Source organism: Shinella sp. G-2, assembly GCF_050172695.1.
GTDB lineage: Bacteria > Pseudomonadota > Alphaproteobacteria > Rhizobiales > Rhizobiaceae > Shinella.
On sequence record NZ_JBBEYH010000032.1, the window covers coordinates 34,066 to 52,127 of the forward strand.

Sequence of the window (18,062 nt, forward strand, 5' to 3'; positions counted from 1 at the left end):
CCGTTATCCTTCCTTGAAACCGACGAGGCCGAGCATGGGAGCGTGCCGGCGCCCTGAGGTTTCGGAGGCTGGCAAGGAGACGTTGCGACGCGTCTCCGGTTCGCCGGCCATGATGTCCATGTAGTAGATTTCTTCCGCCGTTTCCCGGTCGGGAGCCGAGATGACGGCATCGACCGCCCAGCCTCTCCGCTTGAGGTCGGCGACGATCACCGTCGGACCTTCAAGCGCGACGAGGAGATTGGTCGCAAAACAGAGGCCGAGGCCGGCAAGGCCGAAGACCGAATGATCGATGATCGCCGCGCCGAGCGCCTCGATTGCGAAGACGAGGGCGGCGGCCAGCCAGGCGCGATGCCACAGCAGCCACAGATAGGGCAGGAAGAAAGCGATCCACGAAAAACGGTCGCGGATGATCCGGGCGTCTTCGTCCTGGGATTTTGCACCCGGCGGTATCAGAACAAGGAACGTGGCCATGACGGCCTCCAGCTGTGCCTCTGGTCAGGCCAGCGTGCCCTTCGTCGAGGGAACGCGGCCTGCCTGGCGGGGATCGATCTCGGTCGCGATGCGCAGCACGCGTGCGACGGCCTTGAAGCACGTCTCCGAGATATGATGGTTGTTCGCGCCGTAGATGTTCTGGATATGCAGCGTGATGCCGGCGTGCTGGGCAAGCGCCTGGAAGAATTCGCGCACCAACTCGGTATCGAAGGTGCCGATCTTCGGGGCGGAGAAGGCGACGTTCCAGACGAGGAAGGGACGGCCGGAGACATCAACGGCGGCGCGCGTCATCGTCTCGTCCATGGCAAGGTCGAGCGAGGCGTATCGCGTGATGCCGCGCCGGTCGCCCAAGGCCTTGGCGATGGCTTGGCCGATGGCGATGCCCGTATCCTCGACCGTGTGGTGGTCGTCGATATGCAGGTCGCCTTCGGCCTTGATGTCCATGTCGATGAGCGAATGTCGCGACAGCTGCTCGAGCATGTGATCGAAGAAGCCAACGCCCGTCGAAATGGTCGACGCGCCGGTGCCGTCGATATCGACGGTAACCGAAATGTTGGTCTCGTTCGTCTTGCGCGAAACGCTGGCGGTACGGCTCATGGGTTTCTCCGGGTATGACCGCCGCTCCTTAACAGGGCTGTCACGAAAAGGCCAGTCTTTCGCGGGTCCTCGACGCAGGGCGGATGACCCGGCGCGCGGCACTGCCGGATGGATGGAAAGGTCCGACGAGCCGGACGAAAGGGTTGGCCTCGAAGCGGCGAGGGGCGGAGCGACGAAGGAGGCTCTCCTTTGGCCGGGCCCCCTTGTCTCCTCCGGCTCCGGCGCGCGTTTGCAATTGCCAAACCGCTGCTTACATAGGACACAACGAAGCCGCCTCGTTGGCGGTGCCTCGCCCGGTTCTCCGGGCCTGAAAGGTCCATCCAAAAGGTCCATCGATGAGTGAACACGATCCCTACGCTTCCATGCACGCCACGACGATCATCACCGTCCGCAAGGACGGCAAGGTGGTGATGGCGGGTGACGGCCAGGTCAGCCTTGGCCAGACGGTGATGAAGAGCAATGCGCGCAAGGTGCGCCGCCTCGCCAAGGGCGATGTCATCGCCGGTTTTGCCGGCGCGACCGCCGATGCCTTCACGCTGCTCGAACGGCTCGAATCCAAGCTCGAGCAATATCCCGACCAGCTGATGCGCGCCGCCGTGGAGCTTGCCAAGGACTGGCGCACCGACCGCTACCTGCGCCGGCTCGAAGCGATGATGCTGGTCGCCGACAAGTCCGTCACGCTGGCGCTGACCGGCAATGGCGACGTCCTGGAGCCCGAGCACGGCACCATGGCCATCGGTTCGGGCGGCAATTACGCCTATGCCGCGGCCCGCGCGCTGATGGACACCGACAGATCTGCCGAGGAGATCGCGCGGCGCGCCATGCAGATCGCCGGCGACATCTGCGTCTACACCAACCACAATGTCGTGGTGGAAACGCTGGATGCCGACCGCTGAGGCCTATGCCTTCCGGCCGGTGACGGCCGACGACCTGCCGATGCTGGAACGCTGGCTGAACGCGCCGCATGTCCGGCGCTGGTGGGGTGAGCCGGCTAAGGAAGTCGCCGGCATCGCGGACGATTTCGACGATCCCGCGATGGAGTCCTTCATCGTTCTGCATGCCGGCATGCCCTTCGCCTATCTGCAATCCTACCGGATCGCGGCGGACGATTTTTCCTTCGGCGACCGACCGGAGCGCACCGTCGGCATCGACCAGTTCATCGGCCCAGCCGACATGGTCGGCATCGGCCACGGGCCGGCGATGATCGATGCCTTTGCGGCCAGGGTCTTCAACGAGGGTGTGGAGCGGATCGTGCTCGATCCCCACCCGGACAATGCGCATGCCATCCGGGCCTATGAAAAGGCCGGATTCCATGCTTTCGATCAACGCATGACAGAGGACGGCCCGGCGCTGATGATGGCCCGGGACCGTTGCTAGAAACGGAAAAGCCCATGTCCAATTTTTCGCCCCGCGAGATCGTCTCCGAACTCGACCGCTACATTATCGGCCAGCACGACGCCAAGCGCGCCGTCGCCATCGCCCTGCGCAATCGCTGGCGCCGCCATCAGCTCGAGCCGGACCTGCGCGACGAGGTGATGCCGAAGAACATCCTGATGATCGGCCCGACAGGCGTCGGCAAGACGGAGATCTCGCGCCGCCTGGCAAAACTTGCCGGCGCGCCCTTCGTCAAGGTCGAGGCGACCAAGTTCACCGAAGTCGGATATGTCGGCCGCGATGTCGAGCAGATCGTGCGCGACCTCGTCGAGGTTGGTATCGGTCTGGTGCGCGAAAAGAAGCGCGCCGAGGTGACGGCCAAGGCCCATATGAATGCCGAGGAACGGGTGCTCGACGCCCTCGTCGGCGCCACCGCCTCGCCGGCGACGCGCGACAGTTTCCGCAAGAAGCTGCGCAACAACGAACTGGATGACAAGGAAATCGAGATCGATGTCGCCGACAGCGGCACGCCCGGCGGTTTCGAGATCCCCGGCATGCCGGGCGCCAATATCGGCGTCCTGAACCTTTCCGAAATGTTCGGCAAGGCGATGGGCGGGCGCACCAAGAAGGTTCGGACGACGGTGAAGGATAGCTACAAGGTCCTGATCGACGACGAATCCGACAAGCTGCTCGACAACGAGCAGATCCAGCGCGAGGCCATCCGCTCGGCCGAGAACGACGGCATCGTCTTCATCGACGAGATCGACAAGATCGCCGCGCGCGATGGCGGCATGGGCGCGGGCGTCTCCCGCGAGGGCGTGCAGCGTGACCTGTTGCCGCTCGTCGAGGGCACGACGGTGGCGACCAAGTACGGGCCGGTGAAGACGGACCACATCCTCTTCATCGCCTCGGGCGCCTTCCATGTCTCCAAGCCCTCCGACCTCCTGCCGGAGCTTCAGGGCCGCCTGCCGATCCGCGTCGAGCTGCGCGCCCTCACCAAGGAGGACTTCCGCCGCATCCTGACGGAGACGGAGGCAAGCCTCATTCGCCAGTACAAGGCGCTGATGGGCACGGAAAGCGTCGAGCTGGAGTTTACCGAGGACGGCATCGACGCCCTGGCCGATGTGGCAGTGCAGCTCAATTCCAGCGTCGAGAACATCGGCGCGCGGCGGCTGCAGACGGTGATGGAACGGGTGCTCGACGAGATCTCCTTCGAGGCGCCCGACAAGGCCGGCAACCGGCTCGTCATCGATGCCGAATACGTGCGCAAGCATGTCGGCGCACTGGCGGCCAACACGGACCTCTCGCGCTACATTCTGTGACGTTTCGGCACCGGTGGTTGTCTGTGAGCCACCGGTGCCGCATTTTTGAGGAGCGTGCCCCTCGACAGGCGGGGCGGGGCGGCCTTAAGCCTTTGCCGCGCGCTTTGGCATCATTCCGACATGATTGTTCTGCATCGGTCGTCGCCATCCGCCGACAGATTTGACCAGACGGGAACCGGAAATCGTGCGACAGCTCTTGCCTGTGCTTGCCCTTGCAGCCGCTCTTTTTGTCCAGAGCCAGACGACGGCGCTGGCCATCGACGTCGTGCCGCCGGGCAACCGCAATGCCGAGCAGCCGAACATTCCGGGTGCTTCCGTGCGCCGCACCAAGGCAGGCAAGACCTCCTTCGACGCGAAATACGAGAAGGTGCGCGACCTCATCGCCAATGACGGCCAGCTGACCGGCAAGATCAAGTCGGTCGCTGCCAGATACGGCATCAACCCGATCCACATGGTCGGCGCCATCGTCGGTGAGCACACCTACAATGTCGACGCCTATGACCGGCTGCAGAGCTACTATGTGAAGGCTGCGTCCTATACCGGCAGCTTCCGCTTCGCCTATGAGGGCGAAGAGGTCGCAGACTTCGTGGCCCGCCCGGAATTTTCGCAGTGCGCGTCCAAGAAGGGCTCCTATGCGCTGTGGATCTGCCGCGAATCGGTGTGGAACCGCAGCTTCAAGGGGCGCACGGTGGGCGGTACGTCCTTCCCCAACAACCGCTTCAGCGCGGTCTTCTTCCAGCCTTTCTATGCCGGTCAGACCTTCGGCCTCGGCCAGATCAATCCGCTGACGGCCCTCACGCTGACCGACGACGTAGCGCGCATCTCCGGCTACGACCGGCTCGACGAGAAGGATGCGGCCGGCGTCTACCAGGCGATCATGGATCCCGATATCTCGCTCGCCTACATGGCCGCCTCGATCCGCCGCTCGATCGACGCCTACAAGAAGATCGCCGGCGTCGATATCTCGAAGAATCCGGGCCTGACCGCGACGCTCTACAATATCGGCAATCCCGATGCGCGCGCCGCCGCCTTCGCCTCCCGCCGCGCGGCGGGCGAGGTAACCTGGCCGGAAGAGAACTATTACGGCTGGCTGATCAACGAGAAGCTGGCGGACCTCCAGGGCCTGCTCTAGTTTTTCGCGGCGACCGCGCGAAACCCCACGCACTTTTGCGGGATTTGTTCTAATTTCCGCCTTTCTGGCGACCCACCATGAGGGCCGATTCCAAGGAGGCAGATGATGGACATGCGTCCCGAGCCGTTCGAGCCGCCGGCACCGATTCCCCGCACGGTGCCGCCTTCGATGCTCGAGATCATCCGCACCGTGTTCCGCAATCCGCTGGAGCTCTGGGGCGAACCCTCCTACACGCTGCCCTGGCTCAAGACGAGTTTCGTCGGCGAAAAGACGCTGATCGCCAACGACCCCGGCCTCATCAAGCACCTGCTGGTCGACAACGCCGCCAACTACAAGATGGCGGTGGTGCGTCAGCTCGTGCTGCGGCCGATCCTGCGCGACGGGCTGCTGACGGCGGAGGGGGCCGTCTGGCGCCGCTCGCGCAAGGCCGTCGCGCCGATCTTCACCCCGCGCCATGCCAAGGGCTTCGCCAGCCAGATGCTGGCGCAATCGGAGCTCTATGTGGAGAAATATGCCGGCAGCGACGGCGGGGTCTTCGACATCGGCAACGACATGACGGAACTCGCTTTCGCGATTCTCTCCGAAACCCTGTTTTCCGGCGAGATCGCCACGGAAACCGACAATTTCGCCGATGACGTGGACGACCTGCTGCACACGATGGGCCGTGTCGATCCGATGGACCTCCTGCGCGCGCCGTCCTGGGTGCCGCGCGTGACGCGCATCGGCGGCACGAAGGTGATGGCGAAGTTCCGCCGCATCGTTCGCGACACGATGGAACTGCGCCGCAAGCGCATGGAGCGCGAGGGCGACGCCGCGCCCAGCGATTTCCTGACACTTCTCCTGCGCGTCGCCGGGCCGGATGGCCTGACCATCGAGGAGGTGGAGGACAACATCCTCACCTTCATCGGTGCGGGACACGAGACGACCGCGCGGGCGCTCGCCTGGACGCTCTATTGTGTCGCCAACAGCCCGCATGTGCGCGAGGCGATGGAAGAGGAGATCGACCGGGTGCTGGCAAGCGGGGCCGAGCCGGTCGACTGGCTCGACCTCATGCCCTGGACCCGGGCAGCCTTCGAGGAGGCCCTGCGGCTCTATCCGCCGGCGCCGTCGATCAACCGTGCGGCCATCGCAGACGATTCGTGGACGAGCCCGGAGGGCGAGCGGATCGATATTCCCGCCGGCATCACCGTGCTCGTCCTGCCCTGGACGCTGCATCGCCATACGCTGCTCTGGAACAAGCCGCGTGCCTTCATGCCGGAACGCTTCCTGCCGGAGAACCGCGACGCCATCCACCGTTTCCAGTACCTGCCCTTCGGCGTCGGCCCGCGGGTGTGCATCGGCGCGACCTTCGCCATGCAGGAGGCGATCATCGCGCTCGGCGTGCTGATGCGCCGCTTCCGCTTCGACATGACGGCCGAGACGACGGCCTGGCCGGTGCAGCGCCTGACGACGCAGCCGGCTAACGGGCTGATGTTGAGGGTGACGGCTCGTCCGCGCGTTTCTTCGATTTCTTGATCGTCTTGATCGAGGCGCAGGTCGCCTCCGGATTCTTGCAGGGCTGGTAGACCACGATCTCGCTGCCGCTGCCGTCGTCCCAGATGGCCTGTATGGCAATCGTCTGCGCTTCGCCCGGCTTCAGGGCGATGTAGAGCCAGTTCTGGCTCTCGTCAGACGGCAGGTTGAAGGGCAGTTCCGGATCGCAGCTTGCCATCGGGAAGGTCTTGTCCAGCGCGTCGGAATTGATCGAATAGCGCACTTCCTTGAGCCGGCAATGCATGGTCTGCAGGGCCGTGAAATAGATCAGCTGCTGATCGGCGAATTCGCGGAACTGCACCCAGCCGGTCTGCTTGTTGGCGTCCAGCATCGCCTTGTAGATGGCGACGTCGGGAATCTGCGCCTTGTATTCCTCCCCGTCCTCTTCCTGCGCTGAAGCGGCGCCGGCGAAAAGCGCGGAGCCGAGGAGTAGGGCAGCCAGAAGCGGCTTTCGGAAGGGAAGGTCGGTCACTGGGTGGCTCCTCGTTCTTTCACCTGATGTCGCCGGTGGAATGGTGGCAATTGGCCCGGACATGCAATAACACCATTCAAGGCCCGCTTTGGAAAGAGACGGCGGGCGGTACGGAAGAATTCTCGTGGCAGACCATTTGTTACTCGGCATCGATACCGGCGGCACCTATACGGACGCCGTACTCTACAGCGAAACGGCGGGTGTCGTGGCCCGCGCCAAGGCCCTGACCACCCGCCACGACCTTGCGGTCGGCATTTCCGGCGCGGTGGAGGCGGTGCTGGAACAGGCGAAGGCGCCGGTTTCCGCCATCGGTCTTGTCTCCCTCTCGACCACGCTTGCCACGAATGCGCTGGTGGAAGGGCAGGGTGGGCGCGCCGGCCTCGTCATGATCGGCTTCGGCCCGGAAGACCTGAAGCGCGACGGCCTTGCCGACGCGCTCGGCAATGACCCCGTGCTCTTCCTGCCTGGCGGTCACAACGTTCATGGCAGCGAGACGCCGCTCGACATGACGGCGCTGGACGAGGCCCTGCCGACCCTTTCGCAGAGCGTTTCCTCCTTCGCCGTCGCCGGCTATTTCGCCGTGCGCAACCCGGCGCATGAGGAGCGCGTGCGTGATCGCATCCGCGCCGTCTCGCATCTGCCGGTCACCTGCAGCCACGAGCTTTCCTCCAAGCTCGGCGGACCGCGCCGGGCACTGACGACATTGCTGAATGCCCGCCTCGTCTCGATGATCGACCGGCTGATCGGCGCCTGCGAGGATTTCCTCGACCGCCGCGGCATCCATGTGCCGATGATGGTGGTGCGCGGCGACGGCGCGCTGATCTCGGCGGCCGAGGCGCGCCTGCGCCCCATCGAGACGATCCTGTCCGGGCCGGCGGCAAGTCTGGTCGGCGCGCGCCACCTGACCGGTCTCGACAATGCCGTGGTCTCCGATATCGGCGGCACGACGACCGACGTCGCGGTGCTCGACGGTGGCCGGCCGAAGCTGGATGCGGACGGTGCCGTCGTCGGCGGCTACCGCACCATGGTTGAAGCGGTCGCCATGCGCACCTTCGGCCTCGGTGGCGATTCGGAAGTGCGCATCGATGACCGCGGCCTCAAGGCGAAGATCGACCTCGGGCCACGCCGCTTCATGCCGCTCAGCCTCGCCTCGGCGCTGCATCCCGAGGCCGTGATCCCGGTGCTGGAACGGCAGATCCGTGCGCCCCATGCCGGCCGGCATGACGGGCGCTTTGCCGTGCGCACGGGCGTGCCGGAGCGGTTGGCCAGCGGTCTCCAGCCACAGGAACAGGCGCTTTACGAAAAGATCGGCGCGGTGCCGCTGCCGCTCGACGGGCTGCTCGCCTCCACCCTGCAGAAGGCGACGCTCGACCGGCTGGTGGCGCGTGGCCTCGTGCATATCTGCGGCGTCACGCCGTCGGATGCCATGCATGTGCTCGGCGGGCAGGGCCAGTGGGATGCCGTGGCCGCCCGCCTCGGCCTCGAGCTTGCCGCCCGCACCAAGGATGGCACCGGCCGCCCCATTGCCGAGACGGCGGAAGACCTGGCACATCTGCTGGTCGACCGGCTGACGCGACAGTCCTCGGACGTCATTCTCTCCGCCTGTCTTGCCGATGACGGTGTCGCCTCCGTCGATCCGGCCAGCTCCACCTCGGTCGACCGCGCGCTGCACCGCCGGCCGGGCATCGTGCAGTTCCGCATCGCACTCGACCGGCCGCTCGTTGGCCTCGGTGCGTCTGCGCCGGTCTATTATCCGGCTATCGCCGATATGCTCGGCGCCGAATCCGCCATTCCGGCCGATGCCGGCGTTGCCAATGCCGTCGGCGCTGTCGTCGGTCAGGTGCGCACCGCCGTCACGGTGTTCGTCACCATGCCGGAGGAGGGCATCTACATCGTGGGTGGGGCGGGCGAAAGCGCGCGCCTTGTCGACGAGGCGGAGGCTTTCTCGCTCGCCAAGGAGCGGGCGGTGACGGCGGCCCTTCATTCCGCGCGCGCCAACGGTGCCGACGAGCCGGTCGTGACCCTTGCGGAGGAGATCGACGCGCCCGAGGTGGAAGGCCGTCGCAAGCTGATGGAGGCGCGGTTTACCGCGACGGCCAGCGGCCGGCCGCGGATCGCGGAAGACGCGTGAAAGCCTGCCGGGGCTTTTGAGCAGAACAAAGGTAAGCCGTTGAAGACGATGGGCTATCGTCCCCAATCCGGGGACGATGACGACGGGCGAAACATGGCGTGCCGCCGCCTTAAAGTATGATTTTTTCCCGAGCGGAATAAATTCTTTATGCTCTTGCCGAATTGACTATGCGTCAAAGCTCCTGAAAGTGGCAGCATTCGGGATACTCCCCATCCCCGCCCTTCGGAGAGCTTTTCAAATGACCTATACGGAAAAAGCCGGTCTTTCGATCGATAACGCCCTTTATGATTTCCTCGTCAAGGAGGCGCTTCCCGGCACGGGCGTGGATGCGGACCGGTACTTCTCCGATTTCTCGGCCATCGTGCACGATCTGGCGCCGGAAAACCGCGCACTGCTCGCCAAGCGCGATGCGCTGCAGGAAAAGCTCGATGCCTGGTACCGCGCCAACGGCGCGCCGGTGGACATGGCGGCTTACGAAGCCTTCCTCCGCGAGATCGGCTATCTGCTGCCCGAGGGTGGCGACTTCCAGGTGACGACCGACAATGTCGACCCGGAGATCGCAGTCGTTGCCGGTCCGCAGCTCGTCGTTCCCGTCATGAACGCGCGTTATGCGCTGAACGCCGCCAATGCGCGCTGGGGCTCCCTCTACGACGCGCTCTACGGCACGGATGCGATTTCGGATGCGGACGGCGCGGAAAAGGGCAAGGGCTACAACCCCAAGCGCGGTGCGAAGGTCATCGCCTGGGCGCGCGGCTTCCTCGATGACAGCGCGCCGCTTTCCGGCGCCTCCTGGCGCGATGCGGCCGGTCTTTCCATCGAAGGCGGCGCGCTCGTCGTCGCGCTGACGAGCGGCGGCAAGACGGGCCTTGCGGATGCGGGCAAGTTTGCCGGCTATCGCGGCGACGCGGCGGCGCCGACCCATGTTCTTCTCAGCAACAACGGCCTGCATATCGACATCCAGATCGACGCCTCCACGCCGACCGGCAAGGACGATGCGGCGCATATTTCCGATATCGCCATCGAATCGGCCCTGACCGCCATCATGGACTGCGAGGATTCGGTCGCTGCCGTCGATGCCGAGGACAAGGTTCTCGTCTATCGCAACTGGCTCGGCCTGATGAAGGGCGACCTTTCGGAAGAGGTCGTCAAGGGCGGCAAGAGCATCACGCGCCGGCTGAACCCCGATCGCGCCTATACCGCGCCCGATGGCTCGGCTCTCTCATTGCCGGCCCGTTCGCTGATGCTGGTGCGCAATGTCGGTCACCTCATGACCAATCCGGCGATCCTCGACCGCGACGGCAACGAGGTCCCCGAGGGCATCATGGACGCCATGGTCACGGCGCTGATCGCACTCAACGACGTCGGCCCGAATGGCCGTCGCCAGAATTCGCGTGCCGGCTCCATGTATGTCGTCAAGCCGAAGATGCATGGCCCCGAAGAAGTCGCGTTCGCTTCCAAGCTGTTCGGCCGCGTCGAAGCCGCCGTCGGCATGGCGCCCAACACCATGAAGATGGGCATCATGGATGAGGAGCGCCGCACGACGATCAACCTCAAGGAAGCGATTCGCGCCGCCAAGGAGCGCGTCGTCTTCATCAACACGGGCTTCCTGGACCGCACCGGCGACGAGATTCACACGTCGATGGAAGCGGGTCCGATGATCCGCAAGGGCGACATGAAGCAGGCCGCCTGGATCGGCGCCTACGAGAACTGGAACGTCGATATCGGCCTCGAATGCGGCCTGTCCGGCCATGCGCAGATCGGCAAGGGCATGTGGGCCATGCCCGACCTGATGGCCGCCATGCTGGAGCAGAAGATCGCCCATCCGAAGGCCGGCGCCAACACCGCCTGGGTGCCCTCGCCGACGGCCGCGACGCTGCATGCGACGCACTACCACAAGGTTAACGTCGCCGAGGTTCAGGCTTCGCTCCGTTCGCGCCCGCGTGCCAAGCTCTCCGACATCCTCTCGGTCCCGGTCGCGGTTCGTCCGAACTGGACCCCGGAGGAAATCCAGCGCGAACTCGACAACAACGCCCAGGGCATCCTCGGCTACGTCGTGCGCTGGATCGACCAGGGCGTCGGCTGCTCGAAGGTTCCGGACATCAACAATGTCGGCCTGATGGAAGACCGTGCGACGCTGCGCATCTCCGCCCAGCACCTTGCCAACTGGCTGCACCACGGCGTCATCACCGAGGCACAGATCCTCGAAACGATGCAGCGCATGGCCGCCGTCGTCGACGGGCAGAATGCGGGCGATCCGCTCTACCGGAACATGGCCGGCAACTTCGACAATTCCATCGCCTTCCAGGCGGCCGTCGAGCTGGTGCTGAAGGGCCGCGAACAGCCGAACGGCTACACCGAACCGGTCCTGCACCGCCGCCGGCTGGAGCTGAAGGCCGCAGCAGGCTGAAGAGGCCGGGGTCGCCGGACCGCTTGAGCGGTCCGGTCCTCAGAGCGTCTGGAAGAGCGCTCGCCGCCCAGGAGCGCGGAACACACCTCAAACGAAAGAAGCCGCCGGAGCGATCCGGCGGCTTCTTCTATGTAAGATCGGTTGTCGCTTACTGCTGGACGACGACGCGGGCGCTCGTGCCGGGACGGACGCGCTTGTAGAGGTCGATGATGTCCTGGTTCATCAGGCGGATGCAGCCCGACGACGCGGCCGTGCCGATGGAAGCCCATTCCGGCGTGCCGTGCAGGCGGAACAGCGTGTCCTGGCCCTTGTCGTTGAAGAGGTACATGGCGCGTGCGCCGAGCGGGTTCTTCAGGCCCGGGCCCATGCCGTCCTTGACATAGCGGGCGACGTCGGGACGACGTGCCGCCATTTCCTTCGGCGGGTGCCAGGTCGGCCATTCCTGCTTCCAGGCGATATAGGCCTCACCCTGCCAGGCAAAGCCCTGCTTGCCGACGCCGATGCCGTAGCGAACGGCCTTGCCGCCGGGCAGCACGTAATAAAGGAAGCGGTTCGGCGTGTTGACGATGATCGTGCCGGGCTTTTCCTTGGTCGCGTAGTCGACGATCTGGCGGTGGAACTTGGTGTTCACCTTGCTGATCGGAATCGCGGGCAGGGCATAGCCGTTGTCCTCAACAGCGCCATAGTCCGATGTAAAGATAGCATTGGTCGCCACCTTTTCGCCCGGAACGGACGTGGAGGAAGAAGAGCAACCGGCGAGCGTGACGGCTGCTGCGAGGCCGCACAGAAGGAGGGCATTGCGGAAGCGCATGTGATTCTCTTGATAAGGAATTAAGAAGTTCTGTCGCGCAGAACTTTCATCGATCATGGTTTATTTTCGATTAAACCGGTCAATGCAAGCGTGTGCGCTGCGGTGCGGGCCTGCGCATAAGCAAAAAGCCCGGTGATTGTTTTTTTGCAACAACAATGCCCGGTCCCAGCCGCTTTCGCCCTGCCCGATCCCATGCCAAGCACGCCCGCGCCGGCCGTTCAATGGTCTTGCCGCCGTCTGCGCTAAAGCCGCACAGGAACTCCGTGTCGCGGTTAATGAAGTCTTCCGGCATTCGCGAATCAGGGCTTCGGCTTAACTTTTTGCCCGATCGGCGAGGGTTCGCGATAAACTGCGATTCGCCGAGGTTTCCCGATGACGATCGTTTCCCTGCACAATGACAATCCCCTGCTCGACGGTCGCCAGTCCGACCGTGCCATGATGGTGCGCCGCGGCGTGCAGCGCATGCTGATGGAGATGCGCCATGCGGTGCTGCCGGAACTGACGCTGGCCAGCGGCCGGCGCGCCGATCTCATCAGTCTCTCCGACAAGGGCGAGATCTGGATCGTCGAGATCAAGACGTCGATCGAGGATTTTCGCGTCGACCGCAAATGGCCGGACTATCGCCGGCATTGCGACCGGCTGTTCTTCGCCACCCACAAGGACGTGCCGCTGGATATCTTCCCGGAAGACTGCGGCCTCATCCTGTCCGACGGATACGGCGCGCATATGCTGCGCGAAGCGCCGGAGCACAAATTGCCGGCGCCGACGCGCAAGGCCGTGACCTTCGCTTTCGCCCGCGTCGCCGCGGGTCGCCTGTTGCTGGCGGAATTCGCGATGGACAGCCGCAACGACGGGCCGGATATCTCCGCCATCGTCGCAGGCCGGCGGGACGATCCGGCCTGATTACTTCGGTGCGCGCTTGGCGAGGATGCGCTGCAGCGTGCGGCGGTGCATGTTGAGACGGCGCGCCGTCTCCGAGACGTTTCGCTCGCACATCTCGTAGACCCGCTGGATATGCTCCCAGCGCACCCGGTCGGCCGACATCGGGTTCTCGGGCAGTTCCACCTTCTCGCCCGGGCGCTGCGTCAGCGCGGCAAAGATGTCGTCGGCATCGGCGGGCTTGGCGAGATAATCGACGGCGCCGAGCTTCACGGCATTCACCGCGGTCGCGATATTGCCGTAGCCGGTCAGCATGATGATGCGCGTGTCGTCGCGACGCTGGCGGATGGCGGCGATGACGTCGAGGCCGCTGCCGTCGCCGAGGCGCAGGTCCACCACCGCATATTTCGGCGGGTTGGTCTTGGCCTTCGCGATGCCCTCGGCAACCGATTCGGCCGTATCGACGGCAAAGCCGCGCGTTTCCATGGCGCGCGCCAGGCGACGCAGGAACGGGGCGTCGTCATCGACGAGAAGGAGCGAGGGATCGGGGCCGATGTCGTCGGCTGCGGTCTGCGGTGCGTTGTCTTCTGCCATTGTCGTCTTCCGTGGCGTCTGTCCGGCCATTCTTGATGGGGATCAGCTTATCACCCGTAAGGGTGGGCCGGTAAAGTCATTTCGCACCCTTGGCCTCCATGCGGGCCCGCGGCCAATCGACCGAGACCCGCGCGCCGGGCCGGTCGCCGGTGCGGTTGCCGAAGGTCAGTTTGGCGCCGGAGCGCTCCAGCAGCGTCTTGGCGATGAAGAGCCCGAGCCCGAGCCCGCCGGCCCGTTCGTCCTTCTGCCGCTTGGTGACATAGGGGTCGCCGATGCGCTGGAGAATGTCCGCCGCATAGCCGTCGCCGTCGTCCTCGATGACGATCGTAACCCGCTCCGGCGTATGGCCGACGGTGACGGTCACTTCCTCGCGGGCATGGTCCACGGCGTTTTCCAGGAGATTGCCGAGGCCGTAGAGAATGCCGGGATTGCGGTTGCCGACCGGCTCGCCGTTCCGCTCGCCGGTTTCGACGAGGTTGAGCTTGATGCCGAATTCGCGGTGCGGCGCCAGCACCTCTTCCATGAGGGAAGAGAGCGGCAGCACGCGCATATGCGCCTCGTCCTCGGTCGACAGGGTGGTGAGCCGGCGCAGGATGTCGCGGCAACGCTCGCTCTGGCTGCGCAGGAGCTGCACATCTTCCCTGAAGCGTTCGTCGCTGCCCAGCTCCCGCTCCATCTCGCGGGCGACGACGCTGATCGTGGCGAGCGGCGTGCCGAGTTCGTGCGCCGCTGCCGCGGCAAGGCCGTCGAGCTGCGAAAGATGTTTTTCCCGCTGGAGGATGAGTTCCGTCGCTGCCAGCGCATCGGAAAGCTCGGTCGCTTCCTGCGACACGCGGTAGGAATAGAAGGCGGCGAAGGCGGTGGTGGAAACGATGGCGAACCAGAAGCCGGCCGTCAGGATCGGAGGCACCACGAGCAGCGTGCCGGGAAACCAGGGCAACGGAAAGGGCGTGAAGGCCAGCGCCGTGATGCCGGCCACGGCAAGCCCGCCGAGTGTCAGGCTGAAGCGGACCGGCTGCAGGGACGAGGAGATGATGACGGGCACGCAGACGAGCGGCGCGAAGGGATTGGCAAGGCCCCCGGTGATGAAGAGCAGCGCCATCAGCTGGCAGAGGTCGAAGGCGAGCAGCAGGAAGGCCGAGGCCGGCGTGAGGCGGTGGGCCGGCGGGAAGCGCACGGCAAGAAAGAAGTTCACGCCCGCCAGCAGCGCGATCAGCACCGAAGCCGGCAGCAGGGGCAGCGGGAATTCCAGCCACAGCGCCACGACGATGACGCTGATCGTCTGCCCCGCCACGGCCAGCCAGCGCAGGCGGATGAGCGTTTCGAGGCGAAGCCGCCGGCCGGAGCCCTCGAAGTCGATATCCTGGTAGCCTGTCATCCGTCGTCCTCCTGCCGAAGCGCTCCGCGGTTCTTCTGACCGCGCCCGGCGCTTCCGGTCCTTGATATCTCGCAAGTCCGCAATGCCGTCGCGCAGTTTTGCGCGACGCGCCTCTATAAGTCACGTTCCGCGCGGTTTTACCCGCGTCGTCGGCGCGGCCTCGGCCGGGTCCTCCGGCCAGGGGTGCTTGGGGTAACGTCCGCGCATGTCCGCGCGCACGTCCCGCCATGACCCGGCCCAGAAACCGGGCAGATCGCGCGTCGTCTGGATCAGGCGATGGGCGGGCGATTGCAATTCCAGCAGGAGCGGCAATCGTCCCCCGGCAACGGCCGGGTGCTGCTTCAGCCCGAACAGTTCCTGGACGCGGATTTCCAGGACAGGCTCGTCGCCGTCGTAACGGATCGGGTGCCGCTGACCGGTCGGCGCCTCGAAATGGGTGGGGGCAAGGCGAGCCAGATCGCGCTGTACCTCGTAGGGTACCAGCGCCATCAACCCTTCCTGCAGGCTGGTCGGCTTGATGTCGTCGATACCGCGCGTCGTTTCCTGGAAGGGCACGAACCATTCGTCGAGTTGCGCCAGCAGGGCAATGTCGCTGGTGTCGGGCCAGGGCGTTCCGATGGAGCGATGGAGAAAGCCCAGCCGGTCGCGCAGTTGCGCCGCTTCCCGGGGAAAGGAGAGCGCCTGCAGGCCAAGCAGGCGCACGCCCTCGGCCAGCGCCTGCGCGGCTTTCGGTCCGGCCGGGCGGGGCAAGGGGCTTTCCTCCAGAATCATCGCGCCGAGGCGCACGACCCGCCGCGCCCGCACCTGCCGGCTCGCCTTGTCGAAGACGCACTGCTCTTCGCGCACGATCTTGTCGGCAAGGCCGGCTTCCACCGTGGCGCGGTCGATCTCCGCGGCGGCGAGAATGCGCTGACGTCCGGCCTGGCCGGTGAGGTCGGCGACGACGATCATGTCGGCGCCGGCAAGCCGCTCGGTTTCCGGCAATTCTCCGCCCCGTCCGTTCGCCATGACGAAGCGTCCCCTGCCGCCGCGCTGCAAAGCGACGCGGTCGGGAAAGGCATGCATCAGCAGCGCGCCCGGCGTGCTTGCGGCCGGGGGAACGGTCTTGCCGAAACCATCCGCCATGCGTTGCGCCAGCCGCTTGGCCGCTTCCGCCCGTTCCCCGCGCTCGCCGGCAAAGCGCCGCAGCCGATCCTCGATATCGATCGCCGATCCGCCGAGCCCCTGTTCGGTGAGCAGCACGGCAAGCCGGGCGGCGGCGGCCTGTTCCCCGTCCTTGGCCGCGTGGAGAACCATCGCCGCCAGCCGCGGCGGCAAGGCGAGGTCGCGAATGCGTTTGCCTGCCGGCGTCAGTGCGCCGCTGCCGTCGAGCGCGCCGAGAAGACGCAGCAGATTGCGCGCCTCTTCCACCGCCGCGGCCGGTGGCTGGTCGACGAGGCGAAGGTCGGCGGGATCGCCGACGCCCCAATGGGCAAGGTCCAGCATGAAGGAGGAGAGGTCGCTGGAAAGGATCTGCGGCGGCGTGAAGGCTGGCAGTGCCGCCATCTGGCCGGCATGCCAGAGGCGCAGCGCGATACCCGGCTCCGTTCGCCCGGCGCGGCCGGCGCGCTGGTCGGCGGAAGCGCGCGATACCCGCACCGTCTCCAGCCGGGTGATGCCCGTTGCCGCCTCGAAGACCGGCAGGCGTTGAAGGCCGCTGTCGATGACGATGCGCACGCCATCGATGGTGATGGAGGTCTCGGCGATCGAGGTCGCCAGCACGATCTTGCGCGTGCCCGCGGCGGTCGGGCGGATTGCGGCGTCCTGCTCCTTCTGGTCGAGATTGCCGTAAAGCGGCACCACCGTGGTTTCCGCGCCGAAGCGACCTTCCAGCCGCTCGGCGGTGCGGGTTATCTCGGCCTGGCCCGGCAGGAAGGCGAGGATCGATCCGGTTTCGCTGCGATGCGCCTCTAGGATGGCGCGCGCCATTCCATCCTCGATGCGCTCGCCGGCGGGCCGGTCCTGGTAGCGCACGTCGACCGGGAATGTACGGCCTTCGCTGACGATGGCGGGCGGATTGTCGAGCAGCGCCGAGATGCGCTCCACATCGAGCGTCGCCGACATGACGAGGATGCGCAGGTCCTCGCGCAGCGCGGCCTGCACGTCGAGCGCCAGCGCAAGGCCGAAATCGGCGTCGAGCGAGCGCTCGTGGAACTCGTCGAACAGCACGGCCGAAACGCCTGACAGTTCCGGATCGTCGAGGATCATGCGGGCGAAGACGCCCTCCGTCACCACCTCTATACGGGTTTTTGCCGATATGCGGTTGTCGAGCCGCATGCGGTAGCCGACCGTCTCGCCCACCCGTTCACCAAGAAGCGCAGCCATGCGTCCTGCGGCGGCGCGCGCAGCGAGCCGTCGCGGTTCCAGCAGGATGATCTTTCCATCCCCGCGCCAGGCGGCATCGAGCAGGAAGAGCGGCACCAGTGTCGTCTTGCCCGCCCCGGGCGGTGCGGAAAGCACGGCGCGCGTATGCGCGATGAGCGCCTGCCCGAGAGAGGCGAGAACCTCCGACACGGGAAGGCGCGGCAGGCGGTCCGAAACAGGCCCCGTCATTCTGTCGCCCCATCGATCGTGAAGGTGCCTTCTGCAAGGCTGGACATGCGCTTCTCCGCTGCTGTTTCCATGTCTGAATAGCCCGGCGGGGCAGGGCAGAGAAGGGGCGGGGAAGGCGTGTGCGCGTATTGGGGCACGTAAAACGGTGGCGCGAAGAAATTTTACCGCCTGGACAAGATTTCCGGCCCGGTTTCATTCGGTTTTGGTGTCTTTCGACAGGCGAAGACGAAAAATATCGATAAAAATCAATATGTTATAAGTTTTTTGATTTTTTGTGACGGTTTGTGTTGACGGGTAAAAATGTTGGGCCTATAACGCCGCTCATCGAACGAGAGCGGCGGCGCTTCT

The 18,062-nt window shown here is 65.4% G+C and carries 15 protein-coding genes; 8 read left to right on the top strand and 7 right to left on the bottom strand.

Going from position 1 to position 18,062, the window contains the following annotated elements; all coding sequences use genetic code 11:
* Window positions 1-3: 3 nt before the first annotated feature.
* Complete coding sequence (locus tag V8U06_RS26780) at window positions 4-471, bottom strand: DUF2628 domain-containing protein (RefSeq protein WP_427143270.1); 468 nt, start codon at window positions 469-471, stop codon at window positions 4-6.
* 24 nt (window positions 472-495) lie between these two features.
* Window positions 496-1,089, bottom strand: coding sequence for an imidazoleglycerol-phosphate dehydratase HisB (hisB, locus tag V8U06_RS26785; protein WP_427143271.1), 594 nt, complete (start codon window positions 1,087-1,089; stop codon window positions 496-498).
* 335 nt (window positions 1,090-1,424) lie between these two features.
* Here hisB and hslV point away from each other — a divergent pair, with 335 nt between their 5' ends.
* From hslV to V8U06_RS26810, 5 genes are all read left to right on the top strand, one after another.
* The gene (hslV, locus tag V8U06_RS26790; protein ID WP_226921400.1) at window positions 1,425-1,985 is read left to right on the top strand and encodes an ATP-dependent protease subunit HslV; all 561 of its coding nucleotides are present in this window, start codon (window positions 1,425-1,427) and stop codon (window positions 1,983-1,985) included.
* The gene (locus tag V8U06_RS26795; protein WP_427143272.1) at window positions 1,972-2,466 is read left to right on the top strand and encodes a GNAT family N-acetyltransferase; all 495 of its coding nucleotides are present in this window, start codon (window positions 1,972-1,974) and stop codon (window positions 2,464-2,466) included. The genes hslV and V8U06_RS26795 overlap by 14 nt, the downstream gene beginning before the upstream one ends.
* 14 nt (window positions 2,467-2,480) lie before the next feature.
* Window positions 2,481-3,785: an ATP-dependent protease ATPase subunit HslU gene (gene hslU / locus V8U06_RS26800; protein ID WP_427143273.1), complete on the top strand. Its 1,305-nt coding sequence runs from the start codon at window positions 2,481-2,483 to the stop codon at window positions 3,783-3,785.
* A gap of 184 nt (window positions 3,786-3,969) precedes the next feature.
* Window positions 3,970-4,917, top strand: a complete 948-nt coding sequence (locus V8U06_RS26805) for a DUF1402 family protein (RefSeq protein WP_427143274.1) — start codon at window positions 3,970-3,972, stop codon at window positions 4,915-4,917.
* A gap of 105 nt (window positions 4,918-5,022) precedes the next feature.
* Window positions 5,023-6,432, top strand: a complete 1,410-nt coding sequence (locus tag V8U06_RS26810; protein WP_427143275.1) for a cytochrome P450 — start codon at window positions 5,023-5,025, stop codon at window positions 6,430-6,432.
* Here the strand turns inward: V8U06_RS26810 and V8U06_RS26815 are convergent.
* Window positions 6,377-6,922, bottom strand: coding sequence for a hypothetical protein (locus V8U06_RS26815; RefSeq protein ID WP_226921390.1), 546 nt, complete (start codon window positions 6,920-6,922; stop codon window positions 6,377-6,379). The genes V8U06_RS26810 and V8U06_RS26815 overlap by 56 nt on opposite strands.
* Before the next feature lie 124 nt (window positions 6,923-7,046).
* Between V8U06_RS26815 and V8U06_RS26820 the strand changes: the two genes are divergently transcribed.
* Window positions 7,047-9,053, top strand: coding sequence for a hydantoinase/oxoprolinase N-terminal domain-containing protein (locus V8U06_RS26820; protein ID WP_427143276.1), 2,007 nt, complete (start codon window positions 7,047-7,049; stop codon window positions 9,051-9,053).
* A gap of 238 nt (window positions 9,054-9,291) precedes the next feature.
* On the top strand, window positions 9,292-11,460 hold the full coding sequence (locus V8U06_RS26825; RefSeq protein WP_427143277.1) for a malate synthase G: 2,169 nt from the start codon (window positions 9,292-9,294) through the stop codon (window positions 11,458-11,460).
* 148 nt (window positions 11,461-11,608) lie between these two features.
* On the opposite strand, the gene V8U06_RS26830 is transcribed toward V8U06_RS26825, so the two are convergent.
* Complete coding sequence (locus tag V8U06_RS26830) at window positions 11,609-12,271, bottom strand: L,D-transpeptidase (protein WP_226921384.1); 663 nt, start codon at window positions 12,269-12,271, stop codon at window positions 11,609-11,611.
* A gap of 372 nt (window positions 12,272-12,643) precedes the next feature.
* On the opposite strand from V8U06_RS26830, the gene V8U06_RS26835 reads away from it, so the two are divergent.
* On the top strand, window positions 12,644-13,174 hold the full coding sequence (locus V8U06_RS26835) for an MmcB family DNA repair protein (RefSeq protein ID WP_427143278.1): 531 nt from the start codon (window positions 12,644-12,646) through the stop codon (window positions 13,172-13,174).
* On the opposite strand, the gene V8U06_RS26840 is transcribed toward V8U06_RS26835, so the two are convergent.
* The 3 genes from V8U06_RS26840 to hrpB form a co-directional block, all read right to left on the bottom strand.
* A complete protein-coding gene (locus tag V8U06_RS26840; protein ID WP_226921378.1) occupies window positions 13,175-13,744 on the bottom strand; it encodes an ActR/PrrA/RegA family redox response regulator transcription factor in 570 nt (189 codons plus the stop codon).
* Window positions 13,745-13,820: 76 nt separating this feature from the next.
* Entirely contained in the window at window positions 13,821-15,122 is a 1,302-nt protein-coding gene (locus tag V8U06_RS26845) for an ActS/PrrB/RegB family redox-sensitive histidine kinase (RefSeq protein WP_226921376.1), read from the bottom strand.
* A gap of 120 nt (window positions 15,123-15,242) precedes the next feature.
* Window positions 15,243-17,714 (bottom strand): ATP-dependent helicase HrpB, encoded by a 2,472-nt coding sequence (gene hrpB, locus V8U06_RS26850; RefSeq protein WP_427143279.1) that lies wholly within the window; start codon window positions 17,712-17,714, stop codon window positions 15,243-15,245.
* Window positions 17,715-18,062 lie beyond the last annotated feature (348 nt).